This is a genomic window from Bacillus sp. FSL R5-0576 (assembly GCF_038004765.1).
Taxonomy (GTDB): Bacteria; Bacillota; Bacilli; order Bacillales; family Bacillaceae; genus Bacillus; species Bacillus subtilis.
In genome coordinates this window covers 2,067,044-2,087,779 of the sequence record NZ_JBBORU010000001.1, presented here as the reverse complement: position 1 = coordinate 2,087,779, position 20,736 = coordinate 2,067,044, and the positions used below count along the sequence as shown (strand labels likewise).

Annotated in this window: 21 protein-coding genes; 18 read left to right on the top strand and 3 right to left on the bottom strand. The window is 43.4% G+C overall.

Annotation, left to right across the window (positions count from 1 at the left end):
• Window positions 1-10: 10 nt before the first annotated feature.
• Window positions 11-883, bottom strand: a complete 873-nt coding sequence (locus NX903_RS10510) for a YitT family protein (RefSeq protein ID WP_003230635.1) — start codon at window positions 881-883, stop codon at window positions 11-13.
• 139 nt (window positions 884-1,022) lie between these two features.
• Between NX903_RS10510 and NX903_RS10505 the strand changes: the two genes are divergently transcribed.
• From NX903_RS10505 to NX903_RS10420, 18 genes are all read left to right on the top strand, one after another.
• Window positions 1,023-1,358, top strand: coding sequence for a nucleotide pyrophosphohydrolase (locus tag NX903_RS10505; RefSeq protein ID WP_004398044.1), 336 nt, complete (start codon window positions 1,023-1,025; stop codon window positions 1,356-1,358).
• A gap of 11 nt (window positions 1,359-1,369) precedes the next feature.
• The gene (gene dapB / locus NX903_RS10500) at window positions 1,370-2,173 is read left to right on the top strand and encodes a 4-hydroxy-tetrahydrodipicolinate reductase (RefSeq protein ID WP_024573475.1); all 804 of its coding nucleotides are present in this window, start codon (window positions 1,370-1,372) and stop codon (window positions 2,171-2,173) included.
• Window positions 2,174-2,188: 15 nt separating this feature from the next.
• Entirely contained in the window at window positions 2,189-2,602 is a 414-nt protein-coding gene (gene mgsA, locus NX903_RS10495) for a methylglyoxal synthase (RefSeq protein WP_014477171.1), read from the top strand.
• The gene (gene bshB1, locus NX903_RS10490) at window positions 2,595-3,305 is read left to right on the top strand and encodes a bacillithiol biosynthesis deacetylase BshB1 (protein WP_024573474.1); all 711 of its coding nucleotides are present in this window, start codon (window positions 2,595-2,597) and stop codon (window positions 3,303-3,305) included. The genes mgsA and bshB1 overlap by 8 nt, the downstream gene beginning before the upstream one ends.
• Window positions 3,302-4,435: an N-acetyl-alpha-D-glucosaminyl L-malate synthase BshA gene (gene bshA, locus NX903_RS10485; protein WP_042976368.1), complete on the top strand. Its 1,134-nt coding sequence runs from the start codon at window positions 3,302-3,304 to the stop codon at window positions 4,433-4,435. Before bshB1 ends, bshA begins: the two co-directional genes overlap by 4 nt.
• Window positions 4,436-4,439: 4 nt before the next feature.
• Window positions 4,440-5,633, top strand: coding sequence for a CCA tRNA nucleotidyltransferase (locus NX903_RS10480; protein WP_086344012.1), 1,194 nt, complete (start codon window positions 4,440-4,442; stop codon window positions 5,631-5,633).
• Window positions 5,618-6,595 (top strand): biotin--[acetyl-CoA-carboxylase] ligase, encoded by a 978-nt coding sequence (locus tag NX903_RS10475; RefSeq protein WP_086344011.1) that lies wholly within the window; start codon window positions 5,618-5,620, stop codon window positions 6,593-6,595. The genes NX903_RS10480 and NX903_RS10475 overlap by 16 nt, the downstream gene beginning before the upstream one ends.
• Before the next feature lie 245 nt (window positions 6,596-6,840).
• Window positions 6,841-7,674, top strand: coding sequence for a 3-methyl-2-oxobutanoate hydroxymethyltransferase (gene panB / locus NX903_RS10470; protein ID WP_086344010.1), 834 nt, complete (start codon window positions 6,841-6,843; stop codon window positions 7,672-7,674).
• A gap of 1 nt (window position 7,675) precedes the next feature.
• Window positions 7,676-8,536 (top strand): pantoate--beta-alanine ligase, encoded by an 861-nt coding sequence (gene panC / locus NX903_RS10465; RefSeq protein ID WP_086344009.1) that lies wholly within the window; start codon window positions 7,676-7,678, stop codon window positions 8,534-8,536.
• Between the two features lies 1 nt (window position 8,537).
• Window positions 8,538-8,921 (top strand): aspartate 1-decarboxylase, encoded by a 384-nt coding sequence (panD, locus tag NX903_RS10460; protein WP_003225586.1) that lies wholly within the window; start codon window positions 8,538-8,540, stop codon window positions 8,919-8,921.
• A gap of 125 nt (window positions 8,922-9,046) precedes the next feature.
• Window positions 9,047-11,842 carry an ATP-dependent DNA helicase DinG gene (gene dinG / locus NX903_RS10455; protein WP_086344008.1) on the top strand — a complete coding sequence of 932 codons (2,796 nt, stop codon included), beginning with the start codon at window positions 9,047-9,049 and terminating at the stop codon, window positions 11,840-11,842.
• A 142-nt stretch (window positions 11,843-11,984) separates the two neighbouring features.
• The gene (locus NX903_RS10450) at window positions 11,985-12,155 is read left to right on the top strand and encodes a YpmA family protein (RefSeq protein ID WP_003225588.1); all 171 of its coding nucleotides are present in this window, start codon (window positions 11,985-11,987) and stop codon (window positions 12,153-12,155) included.
• An 8-nt stretch (window positions 12,156-12,163) separates the two neighbouring features.
• Window positions 12,164-12,649 carry a cell wall elongation/penicillin-binding protein regulator TseB gene (gene tseB, locus NX903_RS10445; RefSeq protein WP_014477164.1) on the top strand — a complete coding sequence of 162 codons (486 nt, stop codon included), beginning with the start codon at window positions 12,164-12,166 and terminating at the stop codon, window positions 12,647-12,649.
• A 22-nt stretch (window positions 12,650-12,671) separates the two neighbouring features.
• Window positions 12,672-13,853, top strand: coding sequence for an aspartate transaminase AspB (gene aspB, locus NX903_RS10440; RefSeq protein WP_042976358.1), 1,182 nt, complete (start codon window positions 12,672-12,674; stop codon window positions 13,851-13,853).
• A gap of 143 nt (window positions 13,854-13,996) precedes the next feature.
• Entirely contained in the window at window positions 13,997-15,289 is a 1,293-nt protein-coding gene (gene asnS, locus NX903_RS10435) for an asparagine--tRNA ligase (protein WP_004398777.1), read from the top strand.
• 92 nt (window positions 15,290-15,381) lie between these two features.
• On the top strand, window positions 15,382-16,080 hold the full coding sequence (gene dnaD / locus NX903_RS10430) for a DNA replication protein DnaD (protein ID WP_004398499.1): 699 nt from the start codon (window positions 15,382-15,384) through the stop codon (window positions 16,078-16,080).
• Window positions 16,081-16,098: 18 nt separating this feature from the next.
• On the top strand, window positions 16,099-16,758 hold the full coding sequence (gene nth, locus NX903_RS10425; protein ID WP_009967580.1) for an endonuclease III: 660 nt from the start codon (window positions 16,099-16,101) through the stop codon (window positions 16,756-16,758).
• The gene (locus NX903_RS10420) at window positions 16,755-17,249 is read left to right on the top strand and encodes a YpoC family protein (RefSeq protein ID WP_009967579.1); all 495 of its coding nucleotides are present in this window, start codon (window positions 16,755-16,757) and stop codon (window positions 17,247-17,249) included. The genes nth and NX903_RS10420 overlap by 4 nt, the downstream gene beginning before the upstream one ends.
• Window positions 17,250-17,324: 75 nt before the next feature.
• On the opposite strand, the gene NX903_RS10415 is transcribed toward NX903_RS10420, so the two are convergent.
• Together NX903_RS10415 and recU are read right to left on the bottom strand one after the other, a co-directional pair.
• Window positions 17,325-20,075, bottom strand: coding sequence for a transglycosylase domain-containing protein (locus tag NX903_RS10415; protein ID WP_144486675.1), 2,751 nt, complete (start codon window positions 20,073-20,075; stop codon window positions 17,325-17,327).
• A gap of 21 nt (window positions 20,076-20,096) precedes the next feature.
• On the bottom strand, window positions 20,097-20,717 hold the full coding sequence (gene recU, locus NX903_RS10410) for a Holliday junction resolvase RecU (protein ID WP_004399067.1): 621 nt from the start codon (window positions 20,715-20,717) through the stop codon (window positions 20,097-20,099).
• Between the last annotated feature and the right edge of the window lie 19 nt (window positions 20,718-20,736).

Here is a 20,736-nt window from a genome sequence, read left to right as displayed (position 1 = left end):
CTATTACATGTCAGCGCGGAAGCGGATTTTTATTTTCATCAAGCGTAAATCCTTCTCCGAGCACATCGTGAACATCGCTTACCGCTACAAAGGCATGGGGATCAATGGAGTTAATCACGCTTTTTAGCATCACCAATTCGTTTTTCGGCACCACACAATAAAGTACATCTATATCCTCTTTTGTGTAGGAACCTTGTCCTTTCAAAATAGTGACGCCACGTTCCATTTCTTCAAGAATCTTTTTCTGAATCAGGTCGTTTTTCGAGGAGATGATCGTAGCGCCTTTAGCAGCGTATCCGCCTTCCTGAATAAAATCGATTAATCTTGCCGCTACAAATACAGCTACCAGCGTATACATCGCTTCTTTATAGGAGAGATAAGTAAGCAAAGACAAAATGATGACGCAGGCATCGAAAGCAAACATCGTTCTGCCCATCGGGATCCCAAAATACTTATTCACTAAACGTGCGATGATATCAACACCGCCTGTCGTACCGCCGAACTTAAAAATAATACCCAGTCCGGCTCCGATGAATACGCCGGCAAATAAAGCGGCGAGCGCTAAGTCGTGCTGAAGGGGCATATGTATTTCATATCGCTGAAAGATGCTGAGGAACAAAGACAAGGCTACAGTGCCGACAAGGGTATAAACAAACATTGTCCTGCCGAGCAAACGCCAGCCAATAAAAAAAATCGGAATGTTCAACACCAGGTTCGAGATAGAGGGGCTGATGTGGAAAAGGGCATAAAGCAAAAGTGTAATACCTGTAAAACCGCCCTCAGCCAGATTGTTCTGCATATTGAAATGAACCAAGCCAAATGAAAAAATTGCCGCTCCGATTAAAATAAAAAATATGTTTTTTAATCTAATTTCTCCAAGCATCACACAAAACCCCTTTTCCTTCCATTAGATAGCGTTTATATTATAGTGGATGAAAAAGAAAACAGCAAACGTGCTTAAACATTTGTCAAACGTATCTGAATTAGCTAACATGTAAGAGGATGATAGGAGGTTTCGTTCAGTGAGTGATAAAACAATGAAAGACATACAGGCTGAAGTAGACCGTTACATCGGCCAATTTAAAGAAGGATATTTTAGCCCGCTGGCCATGATGGCGAGGCTGACTGAAGAACTGGGCGAGCTTGCCAGAGAAGTGAATCACCGTTATGGAGAAAAACCAAAAAAAGCGACTGAAGATGATAAAAGCATGGAAGAGGAAATGGGCGATGTGCTATTTGTATTGGTTTGTTTAGCCAACTCTCTTGATATCTCTTTAGAGGAAGCTCACGACCGAGTCATGCATAAATTTAATACAAGAGATAAAGATCGCTGGACCAGAAAAGAAGAAGGAAAGTAGAGGAGATCAAGATGTCAAACGAAACAATTAAAGTAGTCATTGCGGGACCGCGTGGAAGAATGGGGCAGGAAGCTGTTAAATTGGCAGAACGAACACCTCATTTTGACCTTGTCGGGGCCATAGACCATACATACGATCAGCAAAAATTATCTGATGTGATGCCTGTTGAGTCAGATGCTTTAATTTACACAGATATCCATGCCTGCTTTACAGAAACACAACCGGATGTCTTGATTGATTTAACAACGCCCGAAATCGGAAAAGTACATACAAAAATTGCATTAGAGCACGGAGTCCGTCCAGTTGTCGGAACAACCGGTTTCTCAGAAGCTGATTTAAAAGAGCTCACGTCTTTAACAGAAGAAAAAGGGATCGGAGCCATCATCGCGCCAAATTTTGCGCTCGGTGCGATACTGATGATGAAATTTTCAAAAATGGCTGCCAACTATTTTGAGGATGTTGAGATTATTGAGCTTCATCATGACCAGAAGCTTGACGCACCAAGCGGAACTGCGCTTAAAACAGCGGAAATGATTTCAGAAGTCCGTAAAGAAAAGCAGCAAGGACATCCGGATGAAAAAGAAATTCTCCCAGGAGCAAGAGGAGCGGAGCAAAACGGCATTCGCTTGCACAGCGTCCGTCTTCCGGGACTGATCGCGCATCAGGAGGTCATGTTCGGCATGGATGGCCAAACGCTTCAGATACGCCATGATTCTTATAACCGTGCTTCTTTCATGTCAGGCGTTAAACTGTCAGTCGAACAAGTCATGAAGATTGATCAGCTTGTGTACGGTTTAGAAAATATCATTGATTAGACGGGGGGATAAACAATGAAAATTGCTTTGATCGCGCATGACAAGAAAAAACAGGACATGGTTCAATTTACGACTGCCTATCGGGATATTTTAAAGAATCATGATTTATACGCAACCGGAACCACAGGGTTGAAAATTCAAGAGGCGACAGGTCTTCAAATTGAACGTTTTCAATCCGGCCCTTTAGGGGGAGACCAGCAAATCGGTGCATTGATCGCTGCCAATGCACTCGATCTTGTCATTTTTTTGCGCGACCCGCTGACCGCGCAGCCGCATGAACCGGATGTCTCGGCATTAATCCGGTTATGTGATGTGTATTCCATTCCGCTCGCCACAAATATGGGTACTGCGGAAATTCTCGTCCGCACACTTGATGAAGGTGTTTTCGAATTCCGTGACCTTCTTCGAGGAGAAGAGCCGAATGTATAATGCTGACGTTCTTGCTTTTGGCGCCCACAGTGATGATGTCGAGATCGGAATGGGCGGCACAATAGCGAAGTTTGTCAAACAGGGAAAAAAAGTAATGATATGCGACTTGACAGAAGCGGAACTCTCTTCTAACGGTACGGTCAGTTTACGTAAAGAAGAAGCAGCTGAAGCAGCCCGCATATTAGGCGCAGATAAAAGAATTCAGCTGACGCTTCCAGACCGCGGCCTAATAATGAGTGATCAGGCAATCCGGTCGATTGTCACTGTCATCAGAACCTGCCGCCCAAAAGCGGTTTTTATGCCGTATAAAAAGGATCGCCATCCGGATCACGGCAATGCGGCTGCACTGGTGGAAGAAGCGATCTTTTCCGCCGGAATCCATAAATATAAAGATGAAAAAAGCCTTCCGGCGCATAAAGTCAGCAAGGTTTACTATTATATGATAAATGGTTTTCATCAGCCGGATTTTGTCATTGATATCTCGGATACAATAGAGGCAAAGGAACAAAGCCTCAACGCCTACAAAAGCCAGTTTATCCCGTCAAAGGATTCAGTTTCTACTCCTCTGACGAATGGTTATATCGAGATCGTTGAAGCGAGAGAAAAGCTTTACGGTAAAGAAGCGGGCGTGGAGTATGCCGAAGGTTTCTTTTCCAAACGGATGCTGATGCTTGATCATGATGTGCTTGGGGGCGAACAATGAGAAAACTAAAAATAGGAATCACATGCTATCCGAGCGTTGGAGGCTCGGGTATCATTGCGACAGAACTGGGGAAGCAGCTTGCTGAAAAGGGACATGAAATCCATTTCATCACATCAAGCATTCCGTTTAGACTGAATACATATCATCCCAATATTCATTTTCATGAAGTTGAGGTTAATCAATATGCTGTTTTTAAGTATCCTCCGTATGATTTGACATTGGCAAGCAAAATCGCAGAGGTGGCGGAACGGGAGAATTTAGACATTATCCATGCTCACTATGCTCTTCCGCATGCCGTATGCGCCTATCTTGCAAAACAAATGCTGAAACGCAATATCGGCATTGTTACAACTTTGCATGGCACGGATATCACGGTGTTAGGTTATGATCCGTCTCTAAAAGATCTGATCCGTTTTGCTATTGAGTCATCAGACAGGGTGACTGCAGTCTCCTCAGCGCTTGCGGCTGAAACGTACGATTTAATTAAACCGGAGAAAAAAATTGAAACGATTTATAACTTTATAGACGAGCGCGTGTATCTGAAGAAAAACACAGCGGTGATTAAAGAGAAACATGGAATTTTACCAGATGAAAAAGTCGTCATCCATGTGTCCAACTTTAGAAAGGTTAAACGCGTGCAGGATGTCATCCGTGTGTTCCGCAATATCGCTGGCAAAACGAAAGCGAAGCTGCTTTTAGTCGGAGACGGTCCGGAGAAATCGACAGCCTGCGAGCTTATCAGAAAATATGGCTTGGAAGACCAAGTCTTAATGCTTGGAAATCAAGACCGTGTTGAAGAGCTTTATTCTATTAGCGATTTGAAGCTGCTGCTATCTGAAAAAGAAAGCTTCGGTCTTGTCCTGCTTGAAGCGATGGCTTGCGGAGTGCCTTGTATCGGAACAAACATTGGCGGTATCCCTGAGGTTATTAAAAACAATGTGAGCGGATTTTTGGTGGATGTCGGTGATGTTGCGGCCGCAACAGCCCGCGCGATGAGCATTTTAGAAGATGAACAGCTAAGCAATCGTTTTACAAAGGCGGCAATAGAGATGCTTGAAAATGAATTTTCTTCCCAAAAAATTGTCAGCCAGTATGAACAGATTTATGCAGATTTAGCAGAACCGGAGTGATCACATGGAAAAAGTTTTTATCAAAGCACTTCCCGTGCTCCGCATCTTAATCGAAGCGGGCCATCAGGCTTATTTTGTCGGGGGCGCAGTTCGTGACAGCTATATGAAACGAACGATCGGAGATGTCGATATCGCAACAGATGCGGCACCTGATCAAGTAGAACGGCTGTTTCAGCGAACTGTTGATGTAGGCAAAGAGCACGGGACCATTATTGTGCTCTGGGAGGATGAAACCTATGAAGTCACGACATTCCGGACTGAATCTGATTATGTTGATTTCAGAAGACCGTCAGAAGTGCAATTTATCTCATCATTAGAAGAGGATCTAAAACGAAGAGATTTAACGATCAATGCGATGGCCATGACAGCGGACGGGAAGGTGCTTGATTATTTTGGCGGCAAGAAAGATATTGATCAGAAAGTGATTCGAACCGTTGGAAAGCCTGAGGATAGATTTCAAGAGGATGCGCTTCGTATGCTGAGAGCCGTACGTTTTATGAGCCAGCTTGGCTTTACGCTTTCACCGGAAACAGAAGAAGCCATTGCGAAAGAAAAATCACTCCTCTCCCATGTTTCAGTCGAACGAAAAACTATAGAGTTCGAGAAATTGCTGCAGGGAAGAGCTTCTCGCCAGGCGCTTCAAACGCTCATTCAAACGAGATTGTATGAAGAGCTTCCTGGTTTTTATCATAAACGAGAAAACCTGATTTCAACGAGTGAGTTTCCATTCTTCTCTTTAACATCCCGTGAGGAGCTTTGGGCTGCTCTTTTAATTAACCTTGGCATAGTCTTGAAAGACGCGCCCCTTTTCCTGAAAGCCTGGAAGCTCCCGGGAAAAGCGATCAAGGAAGCCATTCACATTGCTGATACGTTTGGCCAGAGCCTTGACGTAATGACAATGTACAGAGCTGGGGAAAAAGCACTGCTCTCTGCGGCCAAAATATCGCAGCTTCGGCAAAACGAAAAACTGGATGAAAAGAAACTGAAGGACATTCAGTACGCTTATCAAAACCTGCCGATCAAAAGCCTTAAGGATCTTGATATCACGGGTAAGGACTTGCTTGCGCTTCGAAACCGACCGGCTGGAAAATGGGTGTCGGAAGAATTACAGCGGATCGAGCAGGCTGTTGTGACAGGGAAGCTCTCCAATCAAAAGAAACACATAGAGGAGTGGCTGAAGACATGCGGTCAACATTAAGAAAAGACCTTATTGAATTATTTTCTCAGGCCGGCAATGAATTTATTTCCGGCCAAAAAATCAGTGATGCTCTCGGCTGTTCAAGAACTGCTGTGTGGAAGCATATTGAAGAGCTTCGGAAAGAGGGTTATGAAGTAGAAGCCGTTAGAAGAAAAGGATATCGGCTCATCAAAAAGCCTGGAAAACTCAGTGAAAGCGAAATTCGTTTTGGATTAAAAACGGAAGTGATGGGCCAGCATCTTATTTACTATGACGTTCTTTCAAGCACGCAAAAAACGGCTCATGAGCTCGCGAATAATAACGCACCGGAAGGCACCCTCGTGGTGGCTGACAAACAAACAGCCGGAAGGGGCCGAATGTCTAGGGTTTGGCATTCTCAAGAAGGAAACGGCGTTTGGATGAGCCTGATTTTGCGGCCTGACATTCCGCTCCAAAAAACACCGCAGCTGACTCTGCTTGCTGCAGTAGCTGTTGTGCAGGGAATAGAAGAGGCAGCAGGCATCCAAACGGATATTAAATGGCCAAATGATATTTTGATTAACGGAAAAAAAACAGTCGGTATCCTAACGGAAATGCAGGCTGAAGAAGACCGCGTACGTTCAGTGATCATTGGGATCGGCATTAACGTTAACCAGCAGCCTAATGATTTTCCAGATGAATTGAAGGACATCGCGACAAGCCTCAGCCAAGCTGCTGGGGAAAAAATTGATCGGGCCGGCGTCATTCAGCATATTTTACTATGCTTTGAGAAACGGTACCGGGATTATATGACGCACGGATTTACGCCGATTAAGCTTTTATGGGAAAGCTATGCGCTCGGTATTGGCACTAATATGAGAGCCAGAACGTTAAACGGAACCTTTTACGGTAAGGCGTTAGGTATAGATGATGAAGGCGTTCTGCTTTTAGAAACGAACGAAGGCATTAAAAAAATCTATTCTGCCGATATCGAATTGGGCTAATGTGTTGGTACAAGCCCGTTGATTTTGGTATACTTCCATTGGGCAGTATCGCCTGCGAACTGCACCTATTATTAAAATAGATAGACATTGCAGCAGTCTGCCTTGATCCAAAAAAGGACTGGGACAGAGGGATGAAACTCGCCGAACTTTAGAAAGTGAAGAATCCTTCTCGTTGTAACGGAAGGTTTTTTGGCTTGCAGAAGAAAACGGCAGATCATCTCCTCTAAACATGAGGAGGAGAAAACATGAAAACAAAACTGGATTTTCTAAAAATGAAGGAGTCTGAAGAACCGATTGTCATGCTGACCGCTTATGATTATCCGGCAGCTAAACTTGCTGAACAAGCGGGAGTTGACATGATTTTAGTCGGTGATTCACTTGGAATGGTCGTCCTCGGCCTTGATTCAACTGTCGGTGTGACAGTTGCGGACATGATCCATCATACAAAAGCCGTTAAAAGGGGTGCGCCGAATACCTTTATTGTGACAGATATGCCGTTTATGTCTTATCACCTGTCTAAGGAAGATACGCTGAAAAATGCAGCGGCTATCGTTCAGGAAAGCGGAGCTGACGCACTGAAGCTTGAGGGCGGAGAAGGCGTGTTTGAATCCATTCGCGCATTGACGCTTGGAGGCATTCCAGTAGTCAGTCACTTAGGTTTGACACCGCAGTCAGTCGGCGTACTGGGCGGCTATAAAGTACAGGGCAAAGACGAACAAAGCGCAAAAAAATTAATAGAAGACAGTATAAAATGCGAAGAAGCAGGAGCTATGATGCTTGTGCTGGAATGTGTGCCGGCAGAACTCACAGCCAAAATTGCCGAGACGCTAAGCATACCGGTCATTGGAATCGGGGCTGGTGTGAAAGCGGACGGACAAGTTCTCGTTTATCATGATATTATCGGCCACGGTGTTGAGAGAACACCTAAATTTGTAAAGCAATATATGCGCATTGATGAAACCATCGAAACAGCAATCAGCGGATATGTTCAGGATGTAAGACATCGTGCTTTCCCTGAACAAAAGCATTCCTTTCAAATGAACCAGACAGTGCTTGACGGCTTGTACGGGGGAAAATAAGATGAGACAGATTACTGATATTTCACAGCTGAAAGAAGCCATAAAACAATACCATTCAGAGGGCAAGTCAATCGGATTTGTTCCGACGATGGGGTTTCTGCATGAGGGGCATTTAACCTTAGCAGACAAAGCAAGACAAGAAAACGACGCCGTTATTATGAGTATTTTTGTGAATCCTGCACAATTCGGCCCTAATGAAGATTTTGAAGCATATCCGCGCGATATTGAGCGGGATGCAGCTCTTGCAGAAAACGCCGGAGTCGATATTTTATTTACGCCAGATGCTCATGATATGTATCCCGGTGAAAAGAATGTCACGATTCATGTAGAAAGACGCACAGACGTGTTATGCGGGCGCTCAAGAGAAGGACATTTTGACGGGGTCGCGATCGTACTGACGAAGCTTTTCAATCTAGTCAAGCCGACTCGTGCCTATTTCGGTTTAAAAGATGCGCAGCAGGTAGCTGTTGTTGATGGGTTAATCAGTGACTTCTTCATGGATATTAAATTGGTTCCTGTCGATACGGTCAGAGAGGAAGACGGCTTAGCCAAAAGCTCTCGCAATGTATACTTAACAGCTGAGGAAAGAAAAGAAGCGCCTAAGCTGTATCGGGCCCTTCAAACAAGTGCGGAACTGATCCAAGCCGGTGAAAGAGATCCTGAAGCGGTGATAAAAGCTGCAAAAGAAATCATTGAAACGACTAGCGGAACCATAGACTATGTAGAGCTTTATTCCTATCCGGAACTCGAGCCTGTGAATGAAATTGCTGGAAAGATGATTCTCGCTGTTGCAGTTGCTTTTTCAAAAGCGCGTTTAATAGATAATATCATTATTGATATTCGAGAAATGGAGAGAATATAATATGTATCGAACAATGATGAGCGGCAAGCTTCACAGGGCAACTGTTACGGAAGCAAACCTGAACTATGTGGGAAGCATTACAATTGATGAAGATCTCATTGATGCTGTGGGAATGCTTCCTAATGAAAAAGTACAAATTGTGAATAATAATAATGGAGCACGTCTTGAAACGTATATTATTCCTGGTAAACGGGGAAGCGGTGTCATATGCTTAAACGGTGCAGCCGCACGCCTTGTGCAGGAAGGAGATAAGGTCATTATTATTTCCTACAAAATGATGTCTGATCAAGAAGCGGCAAGCCACGAGCCGAAAGTGGCTGTTCTGAATGATCAAAACAAAATTGAACAAATGCTGGGAAACGAACCAGCCCGTACAATTTTGTAGAAGAAAAGCCCCCTTTATCGGGGGTTTTCTTTTAAGATTTTGAGAGTAAAACGGTTTTGCCGCTCCATTTCCGTACAAAACGTGTTACACTTTTGTCGTATGCAAGAATTGAGGTGTCCATTTTAATGAATAAGCAACGGTTCGTTGTTATAGATGTAGAGACAACAGGGAATTCGCCGAAGAAAGGCGATAAAATCATACAAATCGCAGCGGTTGTAATCGAAAATGGACAAATTACTGAGCGGTTTTCAAAATACATTAATCCAAATAAATCAATCCCTGCTTTTATTGAGCAGCTTACTGGAATCTCTAATCAAATGGTAGAAAATGAACAGCCATTTGAAGCAGTTGCTGAAGAAGTATTCCAATTGCTTGACGGCGCTTATTTTGTCGCTCACAATATCCATTTTGACCTTGGATTTGTCAAGTATGAGCTACATAAGGCGGGCTTTCAGCTCCCAGATTGTGAAGTGCTTGATACTGTCGAGCTCTCACGCATTGTTTTTCCGGGATTTGAAGGGTATAAGCTGACGGAATTAAGCGAGGAGCTTCAGCTGCGGCATGATCAGCCGCACCGGGCTGACAGCGATGCTGAAGTGACAGGGCTTATTTTTTTGGAAATCCTTGAAAAGCTGCGGCAGCTTCCTTATCCGACATTAAAGCAGTTAAGAAGGCTTTCGCAGCATTTCATCAGTGATCTGACGCATTTGTTGGATATGTTCATTAATGAAAACAGACATACCGAGATACCGGGCTATACGCGCTTTTCTTCGTTTTCTGTCAGAGAACCTGAAGCTATCGATGCTCGTATAAATGAGGACGAGAACTTCTCATTTGAGATCGAAAGCTGGGAAGCGGGAAATGAAAAAGCGCTGTCAGAGTTAATGCCTGGGTATGAAAAAAGAGACGGCCAAATGATGATGATGAGAGAGGTGGCTGATGCATTTGCCAATCGTGAGCATGCGCTGATTGAAGCTCCTCCAGGCATCGGAAAAACGATTGGCTATCTTATTCCGGCTGCGCTTTTTGCCAAGAAATCAAAAAAGCCGGTCATAATCAGCACGTATTCGACGCTTTTACAGCAGCAGATTCTCACAAAGGATTTGCCGATTGTCCAAGATCTGTTTCCATTTCCGGTAACAGCGGCGATTTTAAAAGGGCAATCGCATTATTTATGCCTGTATAAATTTGAGCAGGTGCTTCATGAAGAAGATGATAATTATGATGCTGTACTGACAAAGGCACAGCTTCTCGTTTGGCTGACAGAGACAAATACAGGAGATGTAGCGGAACTGAATTTGCCTTCAGGCGGAAAATTGCTGTGGGACAGATTGGCTTATGACGATGACTCCTATAAAAGAAGTCGCAGTGAGCATGTGATCGGGTTTTACGAGCGAGCCAAACAGATTGCTATGCGCTCCGATTTGGTGATCACCAATCATTCCCTTTTGCTGACCGATGAAGCCAGCCAGAAAAAAAGGCTTCCCGAAAGCGGCACATTTATTATTGATGAAGCACACCATTTTGAACGTGCGGCAAGCGAACATTTAGGGAAAAGAGCTACGTACATAGAATTGCATACGAAATTGAGCAGAATCGGCACTCTGAAGGAGCAGGGACTTCTAAAAAAGATGAGACAGCTATTCCAGCGAAACAGCCTGCCGGTTGATTCATTTTTCGAATTGGAAGAGTGGCTTCAGCACGTTCAAGCAGAAAGTGATGCTTTCTTTAGCTCTGTACATTCTTTTGTCAAACGAAGAAAACCTAAAGAAGACTTAAACCGTCTAGTGTTTAAGGTGAACAAAGAAAGCCAGGATAAAAGCTGGTCGATCTTAACGGATGGTGCGGAGAGGCTTTGTTCCATGCTGACACATTTGCAGCAGCTTTTTGAGGCGCAGTCATCCCTGATGGAAAAACATTTGAAGGGTATGAAGAGCAAAACCGTCTTTTTAGCCGATGAATACCAAAGAAGCATGAAAGGCTTGCAGCATTACTGTCAGACGTTGCAGAAGCTCTTCTTTGGGTCTGATGACGATGAAGCGGTTTGGATTGAAATAGATGCAAAGGGTGCGAAAAATGCAGTGGCCATTTACGCACAGCCTCTTGAACCTGGTGAACTTCTGGCTGATCAGTTTTTCGCGCGCAAAAATAGTGTGGTGCTGACATCTGCAACTCTTACAGTCGAAGGTTCTTTTCAATTTATGATTGAACGACTGGGACTGAGTGACTTTTTCCCGCGGACAATGAGAATTGAGTCACCCTTTTCTTACGATGAGCGTATGCAGGTGATGATTCCAAAGGAAATGAAATCAATTCAGGATACAGGGCAACCTGAATTTATACAGGATACAGCCCGTTATATCGAACTGATGGCAAAGGAAAAACAGCCTAAAATCCTTGTGCTGTTTACATCCCATGATATGCTGAAAAAGGTTCACCAGGAGCTTAAGCATAACATGAGTGCTTCCGGCATTCAGCTCTTGGCACAAGGGATTACAGGCGGAAGTCCCGGCAAACTCATGAAGACTTTTAAAACATCCAATCAGGCGATCCTGCTCGGAACAAATCATTTTTGGGAAGGCGTTGATTTCCCTGGTGATGAGCTGACGACAGTAATGATCGTGAGGCTCCCATTCCGGTCCCCTGATCACCCGCTTCATGCTGCAAAATGTGAGCTTGCCCGCAAAAAAGGAAAGAATCCGTTTCAAACAGTGTCATTACCGGAAGCTGTGCTGACCTTCAGGCAAGGAATCGGACGCTTGCTGCGTTCTGCGGGAGACAAGGGAACGATTATGATATTGGACAGACGGATTAAAACCGCTGGTTACGGCCGGCTGTTTCTTGATGCCTTGCCGACAACCTCAGTATCCGAAATGACTGACAGCGAGCTTGAAGCTTATGTTGCAGGGGAAAAAGAATAAAAGCCGCATAAAGCGGCTTTTGCGGTGTGGGAGTAGGATGGTGTTTTATTTAAAAGCGGATTTCCCGCTCTGTGATACTAGTATGGCGTGTCCTGAAATGGAGTATGACTAACAATATTTGTTCAAACTGGAGGATGAAAAAATGGAAAGTAAAATCGAAATTCTTTCAACAATTAATGTAGAGCATTCTGATGATCTGTATAAAATTGTGGACACATTGAATCGTACACTGAAAAGAGACAATCTGATGTTCGGCCTTGCGCTGGATGAAGAAAACAAAAACCAAGCCGTTTTTACCATTTATCGTACGTAGGTGAGAAGATGAGAAAAAAAGCATTAATATTTACCGTCATTTTTGGTATTATTTTTTTAGCAGTACTTCTTGTCTCGGCAAGCATTTATAAATCAGCCATGGCACAAAAGGAAGAGGGGCACGAAGCAGCAGCTGCTGAAGCTAAAAAAGAAACCGATCTCGCCAATGTTGATCAAGTCGAAACATTTGTCGGAAAAGAAAAATATTATGTTGTAAAGGGAACGGATAAAAAAGGCACTGCATTATATGTCTGGGTTCCTGCTGATAAAAAAGCAAAAATTCTCTCAAAAGAAGCGAAAGAGGGAATCTCTGAAGACAAAGCGGCGAAAATCATAAAGGATGAAGGGCTGGTTTCAAAGCAAAAAGAGGTTCATCTGGCAAGAGAAGGAAACGTCCTGCTTTGGGAAGTGACGTACTTAGACAAAGAAGGGCAATACAGTTTAAGTTATGTGGACTTTACAACTGGAAAGATTCTCAAAAATATCACGCCTTAAGACGAATTAGGGGGAGTTCAAGTTGAAACTGGCAAAAAGAGTATCCGCATTAACACCATCAACCACACTGGCAATCACAGCGAAAGCGAAAGAACTGAAAGCCGCAGGCCATGATGTCATCGGCTTAGGAGCAGGAGAACCTGACTTCAATACACCGCAGCATATTATTGATGCCGCTGTGCGTTCGATGAACGAGGGCCATACGAAATACACGCCTTCCGGTGGTTTGGCTGAACTGAAAAACAGCATTGCAGAGAAATTTAAACGCGACCAGAATATTGAATACAAACCGTCTCAAATTATTGTCTGCACTGGTGCCAAACATGCTCTGTATACCCTTTTCCAAGTGATTTTGGATGAAGAAGATGAAGTTATTATTCCAACGCCTTACTGGGTAAGCTATCCGGAGCAGGTGAAACTCGCTGGCGGAAAGCCTGTTTATGTAGAAGGGCTTGAGGAAAATCACTTCAAAATTTCGCCTGAGCAGCTGAAAAATGCAATTACGGAAAAAACAAAAGCAATCGTTATTAACTCTCCAAGCAACCCGACTGGTGTCATGTATACGGAAGAAGAACTATCTGCACTCGGTGAAGTGTGCCTTGAACATGATATCTTGATTGTGTCAGATGAAATTTATGAAAAACTTACATACGGCGGAAAGAAACATGTTTCCATTGCACAGCTGTCAGACAGACTGAAAGAACAAACGGTCATTATAAACGGCGTATCGAAGTCCCACAGCATGACAGGCTGGAGAATCGGTTATGCGGCAGGCTCTGAAGACATTATTAAAGCGATGACGAACCTTGCAAGCCACAGTACGTCAAACCCGACATCAATCGCACAGTACGGAGCGATTGCTGCTTATAACGGGCCTTCTGAGCCATTGGAAGAAATGAGAGAAGCATTTGAACATAGATTAAACACGATCTATGCAAAGCTCATAGAAATCCCAGGGTTCAGCTGTGTGAAGCCGGAAGGTGCTTTTTACTTGTTCCCGAATGCAATAGAGGCAGCTCAATCTTGCGGTTTCAAAGATGTAGATGAATTTGTTAAAGTACTTCTCGAGGAGGAAAAAGTTGCGATTGTTCCAGGATCCGGATTTGGCTCTCCTGAGAATGTCCGTCTTTCTTATGCAACATCGTTAGATCTTCTTGAAAAAGCCATTGAAAGAATCAAGCGTTTTGTAGAAAAACATAGCTAACAGATCAAAAAGCGGCTGACAGAAAAGCCGCTTTTTATCTGCATTGACCCGGTTAGTTAAGAGCGGGTATAATAAAGTGATGATAAAAGAGTTCGCGGGGCAATGAGCTTCCGAATGTCTTTCTTGTTTTGGAGGGAAATATGTTGAAAACAACAATCAACCAAGTGTACAAGCACGTAGGTGAGGAAGTAACGATCGGAGCTTGGGTCGCTAATAAGCGTTCAAGCGGGAAAATTGCGTTTTTACAGCTTCGGGACGGTACCGGTTTTATTCAGGGTGTCGTAGTAAAAGCGGAAGTGGAAGAAAGCATTTTCCAAACAGCTAAATCAGTGACGCAGGAAACGTCGCTCTATATAAAAGGGATTGTCAAAGAGGACGAGCGTTCTCCGCTTGGATATGAACTTGCTGTGACAGATATTGAAGTCATTCACGAAGCGACCGATTATCCAATTACACCAAAAGAACACGGAACGGAATTTTTGATGGATCACAGACATTTATGGCTGCGTTCAAAGCGCCAGCATGCGATCATGAAAATCCGTAATGAAATCATTCGCGCGACTTACGAATTCTTTAATAACGAAGGCTTCGTAAAAGTGGATCCGCCGATTTTGACTGGAAGCGCACCTGAAGGAACAACAGAACTCTTTGCCACAAAGTACTTTGATGAAGATGCATATCTGTCTCAAAGCGGCCAGCTCTACATGGAAGCTGCGGCAATGGCTTTAGGAAAAGTATTCTCTTTCGGACCGACATTCAGAGCGGAAAAGTCTAAAACAAAGCGTCACTTAATCGAATTCTGGATGATCGAACCGGAAATGGCGTTTGTAGAATTTGAAGAAAACCTTCAAGTACAGGAAAATTACGTTTCTTTCATCGTGCAATCAGTTCTTAAAAATTGCAAAATTGAACTAAACACATTGGGAAGAGACACGTCAAAACTTGAGCAAATCAAAGCTCCGTTCCCAAGAATTACGTATGATGAAGCGATTGAATTTCTGAAAGAAAAAGGCTTTGACGATATCGAGTGGGGAGATGATTTCGGAGCGCCTCATGAAACAGCGATTGCTGAACATTATGACAAACCGGTATTCATCACTCGCTATCCGACGTCCTTAAAACCGTTCTATATGCAGCCGGCTTCTGACCGTGAGGACGTTGTGCTTTGCGCTGACTTGATTGCGCCGGAAGGCTATGGAGAAATCATCGGCGGGTCTGAACGGATTCACGATATGGAACTTTTGGAATCGCGTCTTAAAGAACATGGACTGGATTCTGACGCATATAAATGGTATGCTGAACTTAGAAAATATGGATCAGTTCCTCATTCCGGCTTCGGCCTTGGATTAGAGCGGACAGTAGCTTGGATCAGCGGAGCGCCTCACGTTCGTGAAACGATTCCGTTCCCAAGACTGTTAAACCGTCTGTATCCGTAATACATTCAAATGAAACAAAAAAGAGTCTCCTGCAAGGGAGACTTTTTACAGTAAAGGGGCAATCACAATCCTTTACAGTAAGAGGTGTGACGATGAAAAAACAGCAATTTATTGATATGCAGGAGCAGGGAACATCAACCATCCCCAATCTTCTGCTTACGCATTATAAACAGCTTGGGCTTAATGAAACAGAACTTATTCTGCTGTTAAAAATTAAAATGCATTTAGAAAAAGGATCATATTTTCCTACACCGAATCAGCTGCAGGAAGGTATGTCAATTTCTGTTGAAGAATGCACAAACAGATTGCGGATGTTTATTCAAAAAGGCTTTCTGTTTATTGAAGAATGCGAGGATCAAAACGGCATCAAATTTGAGAAATATTCTCTTCAGCCTTTATGGGGCAAGCTGTACGAGTATATTCAGCTTGCACAGAATCAAACACAGGAAAGAAAAGCAGAAGGGGAACAAAAAAGCCTTTATACCATTTTTGAGGAAGAGTTCGCAAGGCCGTTATCGCCTTTGGAGTGTGAAACGCTGGCGATCTGGCAGGACCAGGATCAGCATGACGCACAACTGATCAAACACGCGTTAAAAGAGGCTGTACTATCAGGAAAACTCAGTTTCCGCTACATTGACCGGATTTTGTTTGAATGGAAGAAAAACGGGCTTAAAACTGTGGAGCAAGCAAAAATACACAGCCAAAAATTCCGGCGTGTACAAGCAAAGCAGAATGAACCGCAAAAAGAGTATAAAAGGCAGGTTCCTTTTTACAATTGGCTTGAACAATAAAGTGAAAAGGTGACAATCGTGTTAAATCTAAAACAAATTGAATTCTGTTTAGACAAGATAGGTGACATGTTTCCTCATGCGGAGTGTGAACTGGTTCATTCCAATCCTTTTGAATTAGTGGTGGCTGTAGCTTTATCTGCGCAATGTACAGATGCACTTGTAAACAGAGTGACCAAAACATTATTCCAAAAATATAAACGGCCGGAAGACTATTTGGCTGTTCCGCTGGAAGAGCTTCAGCAGGATATTAAATCAATCGGTTTATATCGTAATAAAGCGAAAAATATTCAAAAGCTGAGTAAAATGATTATTGAAGATTACGGCGGAGAAGTGCCGAGAGACCGCGATGAGCTTGTCAAACTGCCAGGGGTCGGGAGAAAGACCGCAAACGTAGTGGTATCCGTTGCGTTTGGCGTGCCGGCCATTGCCGTAGATACCCATGTGGAGAGAGTCAGCAAACGATTGGGCATTTGCCGGTGGAAGGACTCGGTTCTGGAAGTTGAAAAGACGCTGATGCGCAAGGTTCCCAAAGAAGACTGGTCCGTTACGCATCACCGGCTTATTTTCTTCGGCAGATATCACTGTAAAGCCCAATCTCCGCGCTGTGCGGAGTGTCCGCTGCTTTCTTTGTGCAGAGAAGGGCAGAAGAGGGATAAAAAAGGACTGGTGAAACGATGACGCAAGCAAAAGAAGTGTTGGCTTCCTATGAGCAATACTTGCGCAGTCTTGGCCAGAAGAGTTCCTCGGATATGAAGAAAACCTTGCAGACCAATCCCGTGTATTTTGATTTCTGCACGGAATTACAAGGCGATTTGCCATGGGAGGACAGCGGGAAATACGTTCCGCTTTTATTTGAAGTGTGGGATGACATCAAAGCATCACTTCTCCCAGTCTTTCAAACACGAAAATCGAGATGTGACCAAAACGAAATGTTAAAGGGCATTGTGTGTTTGCTGGCTTCGTTACATTGGACAGCAGGTGAGCCGGTGAAATCGCTCGATTGGCAAGAACTGAGGGAGAAATCATATCCCGCAAAGCCGATTAATTGGGCTGAACGAGTGGAATTTATTCTTCTTAAGCCGACCCAATACCATTGCTTTATTCAGCTTGATGAGCTGATTACCGAAATGAAAAAGCATTTTTATAAATATCATGCGATGAATCGATAAAACCTCCTGTTAAAACGGGAGGTTTTTTATTGTGTACCAAAAAAGCCATCACCCCAAAGGTGACGGCTTTTTTGGTTAATTTGTTTTTTCAATTGATGATGAGTTTGTTTGTGTTTTATTAGATGTGTCTGTTTTATTTTTATTCGTGTCAGTACCTGTTGAGTCATTCGTATCTGAGTTCGAATCACCATCCGACGTATCCTGGTTATTACTGTTATTGTTATTACTATTGTTAGATTGGTCTTGGTTACTGTTGTCAGACGGATTGGTGTTCGTGTTGTCTTGATTTTTGTCTTGATCATTTGTTGAATCATCTGTCTGATCTTGATCCGTCTTACCGTCATCTTTTTGAGAATCATCAGTTTGTGTATCATCCTGAGTCTTCTCATCATCTTGTTTTTCATCATCCGTTTGTTGCTGGTCTTTTTTATCTTCATCGTCTTCAGCTTTTGGCACCTCATAAGATGTGGAAGCTGTACTTTTGCCATCATCACTGACGGCTGTTACCTCGAATTTGTACACAGATCCTGGCTGCACACCCGAAATGACTGCCTCTTTTGCAGAGCTGTTTTGAATTTCCGAGTAGCTGCCGCCGTCAACAGATTGCTTAACAGCAAAGGTCGCATCTCCGTCATAATTCCAGCTTAACGTTAAAGATTGATTGTCTTTATCGTATTTCACGTTTAAACCAGACAGTTTAGCTGTTTCCTCTTTTTCTTCTTTCTCATATGTTTTAGAAACAGTAGAAGGAGCTGTGCCTTTAACAAAGTACTCTGTGAGCTTCTTATCGCTTGGCGTATTTGGCCCTGCCAGTTTTGCCGGATTAGAACCTTTTTCTACGGTGGCTTCCACTACGCTGTCAGGCTTCTCAAATGATCCGCTTCCGTCATCGACATCGGCAATGAGCTGGGCGAAGATGCGCTTGGCAATCTGTTGCTCTGTTTTATTTAAAGATTTTTTTCCTATCTTATTTTGAGAATCTACACCTGTCCAAACAGCAGCGGTATATTGAGGTGTATATCCTACAAACCATGAATCTGGTACACCGCCTTGTGCGATATTGTATTTTTGCATATCCGCTTCATCAAAGTTTGTTGTACCTGTTTTACCTGCAACTTCCACTCCCGGAACTTGGGCGAGCTGTCCAGTACCTGTCTTAACAGCTGTTTTCAGCATATCTGTAATCATGAAGGCTGTATAATCGCTCATTGCTGATTTTGATTTCGGTGTTAAGTCAAGCTTCGTGCCGTCATTAAATTCTATTGATTTCACAAAATGCGGTTCGTTATATGTTCCGTTATTTCCGAATGCACTGTATGCTCCAGCCATAGTTAGAGTAGAGACACCGGGATTACCTTCTCCGAATCCTCCGATAGAATATGATTCATACACTTTTTCTTTATTTAATCCGAGCCCCAGTCCATTAGCAAAATCAACTGCTGCATCTTTTCCGACTGCTTGGAATGCTTTTAGAGCCGGGATGTTACGTGATTGGGCGAGGGCTTCACGCATAGACATGACCCCTTTATAGGAACGGTCAAAGTCTCGAATAGGTGTTCCATCTGAATAAGTGTAAGCTGAGTCATCAATTTGCTCGTAAGTTGACCATTTTTTATTTTCAATCACTGGACCGTAGTCGAGAATAGGTTTAATGGTAGATCCAGGCTGTCGCTGGGCTTGGGTCGCGTAATTATAGCCACCAACCGTAGAATCTCTTCCGGCGCCAATCGCCCGCACTTCTCCGGTTTTCGTATCGAGAAGGGTAACGCCGCCCTGCATGCCTTCAGTAAACCCGACGGTGTCTCCGTCCATTAATTCATCTAGTTTATCTTGTGCTTTTGTATCTAATGTCGTATAGATCTTTAATCCGTCAGCAGATGGATCGACATCAGATTTTTCATCAATTTCCTTCATAACCTCTTCAACAAATGCGCTGTATTTGTTTGTACTTGCTTTTTCATATTCTTTCTGTGACACGACGCCTTCGTCTTTCACTGCCACTTTTTTCGCTTTGTTGTATTGAGAATCAGAAATAAATCCTTGTTTTTTCATCAGACTGAGGACGATGTTCCGTCTTTTTTCCGCTTTATCCGGATTTTTAACCGGGTTATACGCTGTTGGGCTCTGCGGCATGCCTGCCAGTGTGGCAGCCTGTTCGACAGTCAATTTGCTTAAATCTGTAACGCCGAAAAATTCTTCCGCCGCTTTTCCGATTCCGTATGCTCTAGGAGAAAAATAAATCCGGTTTAAATACATTTCTAAAATTTCATCTTTAGAGTAATTGCGCTCCAGCTGAATCGAAAGCCATACTTCCTGCACCTTCCGTTTCAACGTCTTCTGATGTGAAAGAAGGGAGTTTTTGACGACCTGCTGGGTGATCGTACTTCCGCCTTCAGCCCCGAAGCCATCTTTAAAGTTGGCAACTAAAGCACCGCCGATACGGACAGGGTCAATCCCGTGGTGCTCATAAAAACGAGCGTCTTCTGTCGCGATAAAGGCTTCTTTTACAACATCGGGAATTTCATCTATCGAGACGTAGGTCCGTTTTTCGGCGCCGACTTCGGCGATCTCTTTTCCATTTTTATCGTAAATCGTTGATGAATAAGGCGTCTTCAATTTGCTTTCATCAAGGGACGGCGCATCAGAAACCATGACGGCAAATGTAACAGCACCGCCGACTACGCCTAAAACAAACAGAATGAGTAAAGTGAAAAGGGTCTTTTTAAACAATCCGCCCTTTTTTCGTTTCTTGCCTTTTTTCGGTGAAGGACTCGACTTGCTGTTCGCTTTTCGTCGAGCTTCACGGCTGTTAAATTGATCTGACATAACATCTCAACCTTTCGTTAATCAACCTTTCGCACCAGATGATGGCGAAAAATAAAGCTGTTCAATAATACTAATATAATCAATTCTGGGTGCGTATCCAAGAGAAATCGGATAAGCTGTTTCTTCCAACTCATCTTTTCGAATTGATTTTCTGCCGTTTTTTTCTTTTCTGTCCCAGAAATAAAACAGCTTATCGGCTTCCAAAAAATAAACCTGGTCGAAAGCGGATATAATAACAAAACAAATACCGTCTTGAGCCTTTACCTGCTTCATATGCTCGATTTGATGGTCATGAAAATTCTGCAGGGGGAAAGAGGTCTTGTTTTTCGTTTCTTTCGCCTCAAAATCAATATACCGTCCTTTGTAAATCCCATTGTAGTCTGTTGTCGATGATTGTTTAAAGTAAGCTTCTTTAATCACTGCGGCACTTCTTTTTGGATAATGGACATTTACAATTTGAACAGGTGTCGGCTTTTTGTGTATAACGGCAATTTGGTTTGTCAAATAATACTTATTCGTTTCGTTTAAGTCATCTTCGAGGGTCATTCCGCGATTACTGTAAGACGGGGCCCTTTTCTGACTGTTTTGGGATGAAACCGAATGTTTCGGCTGAAATGTTTTTCCGTTAGGATACCGAATCACTTTCTCATCCTCCTTATTA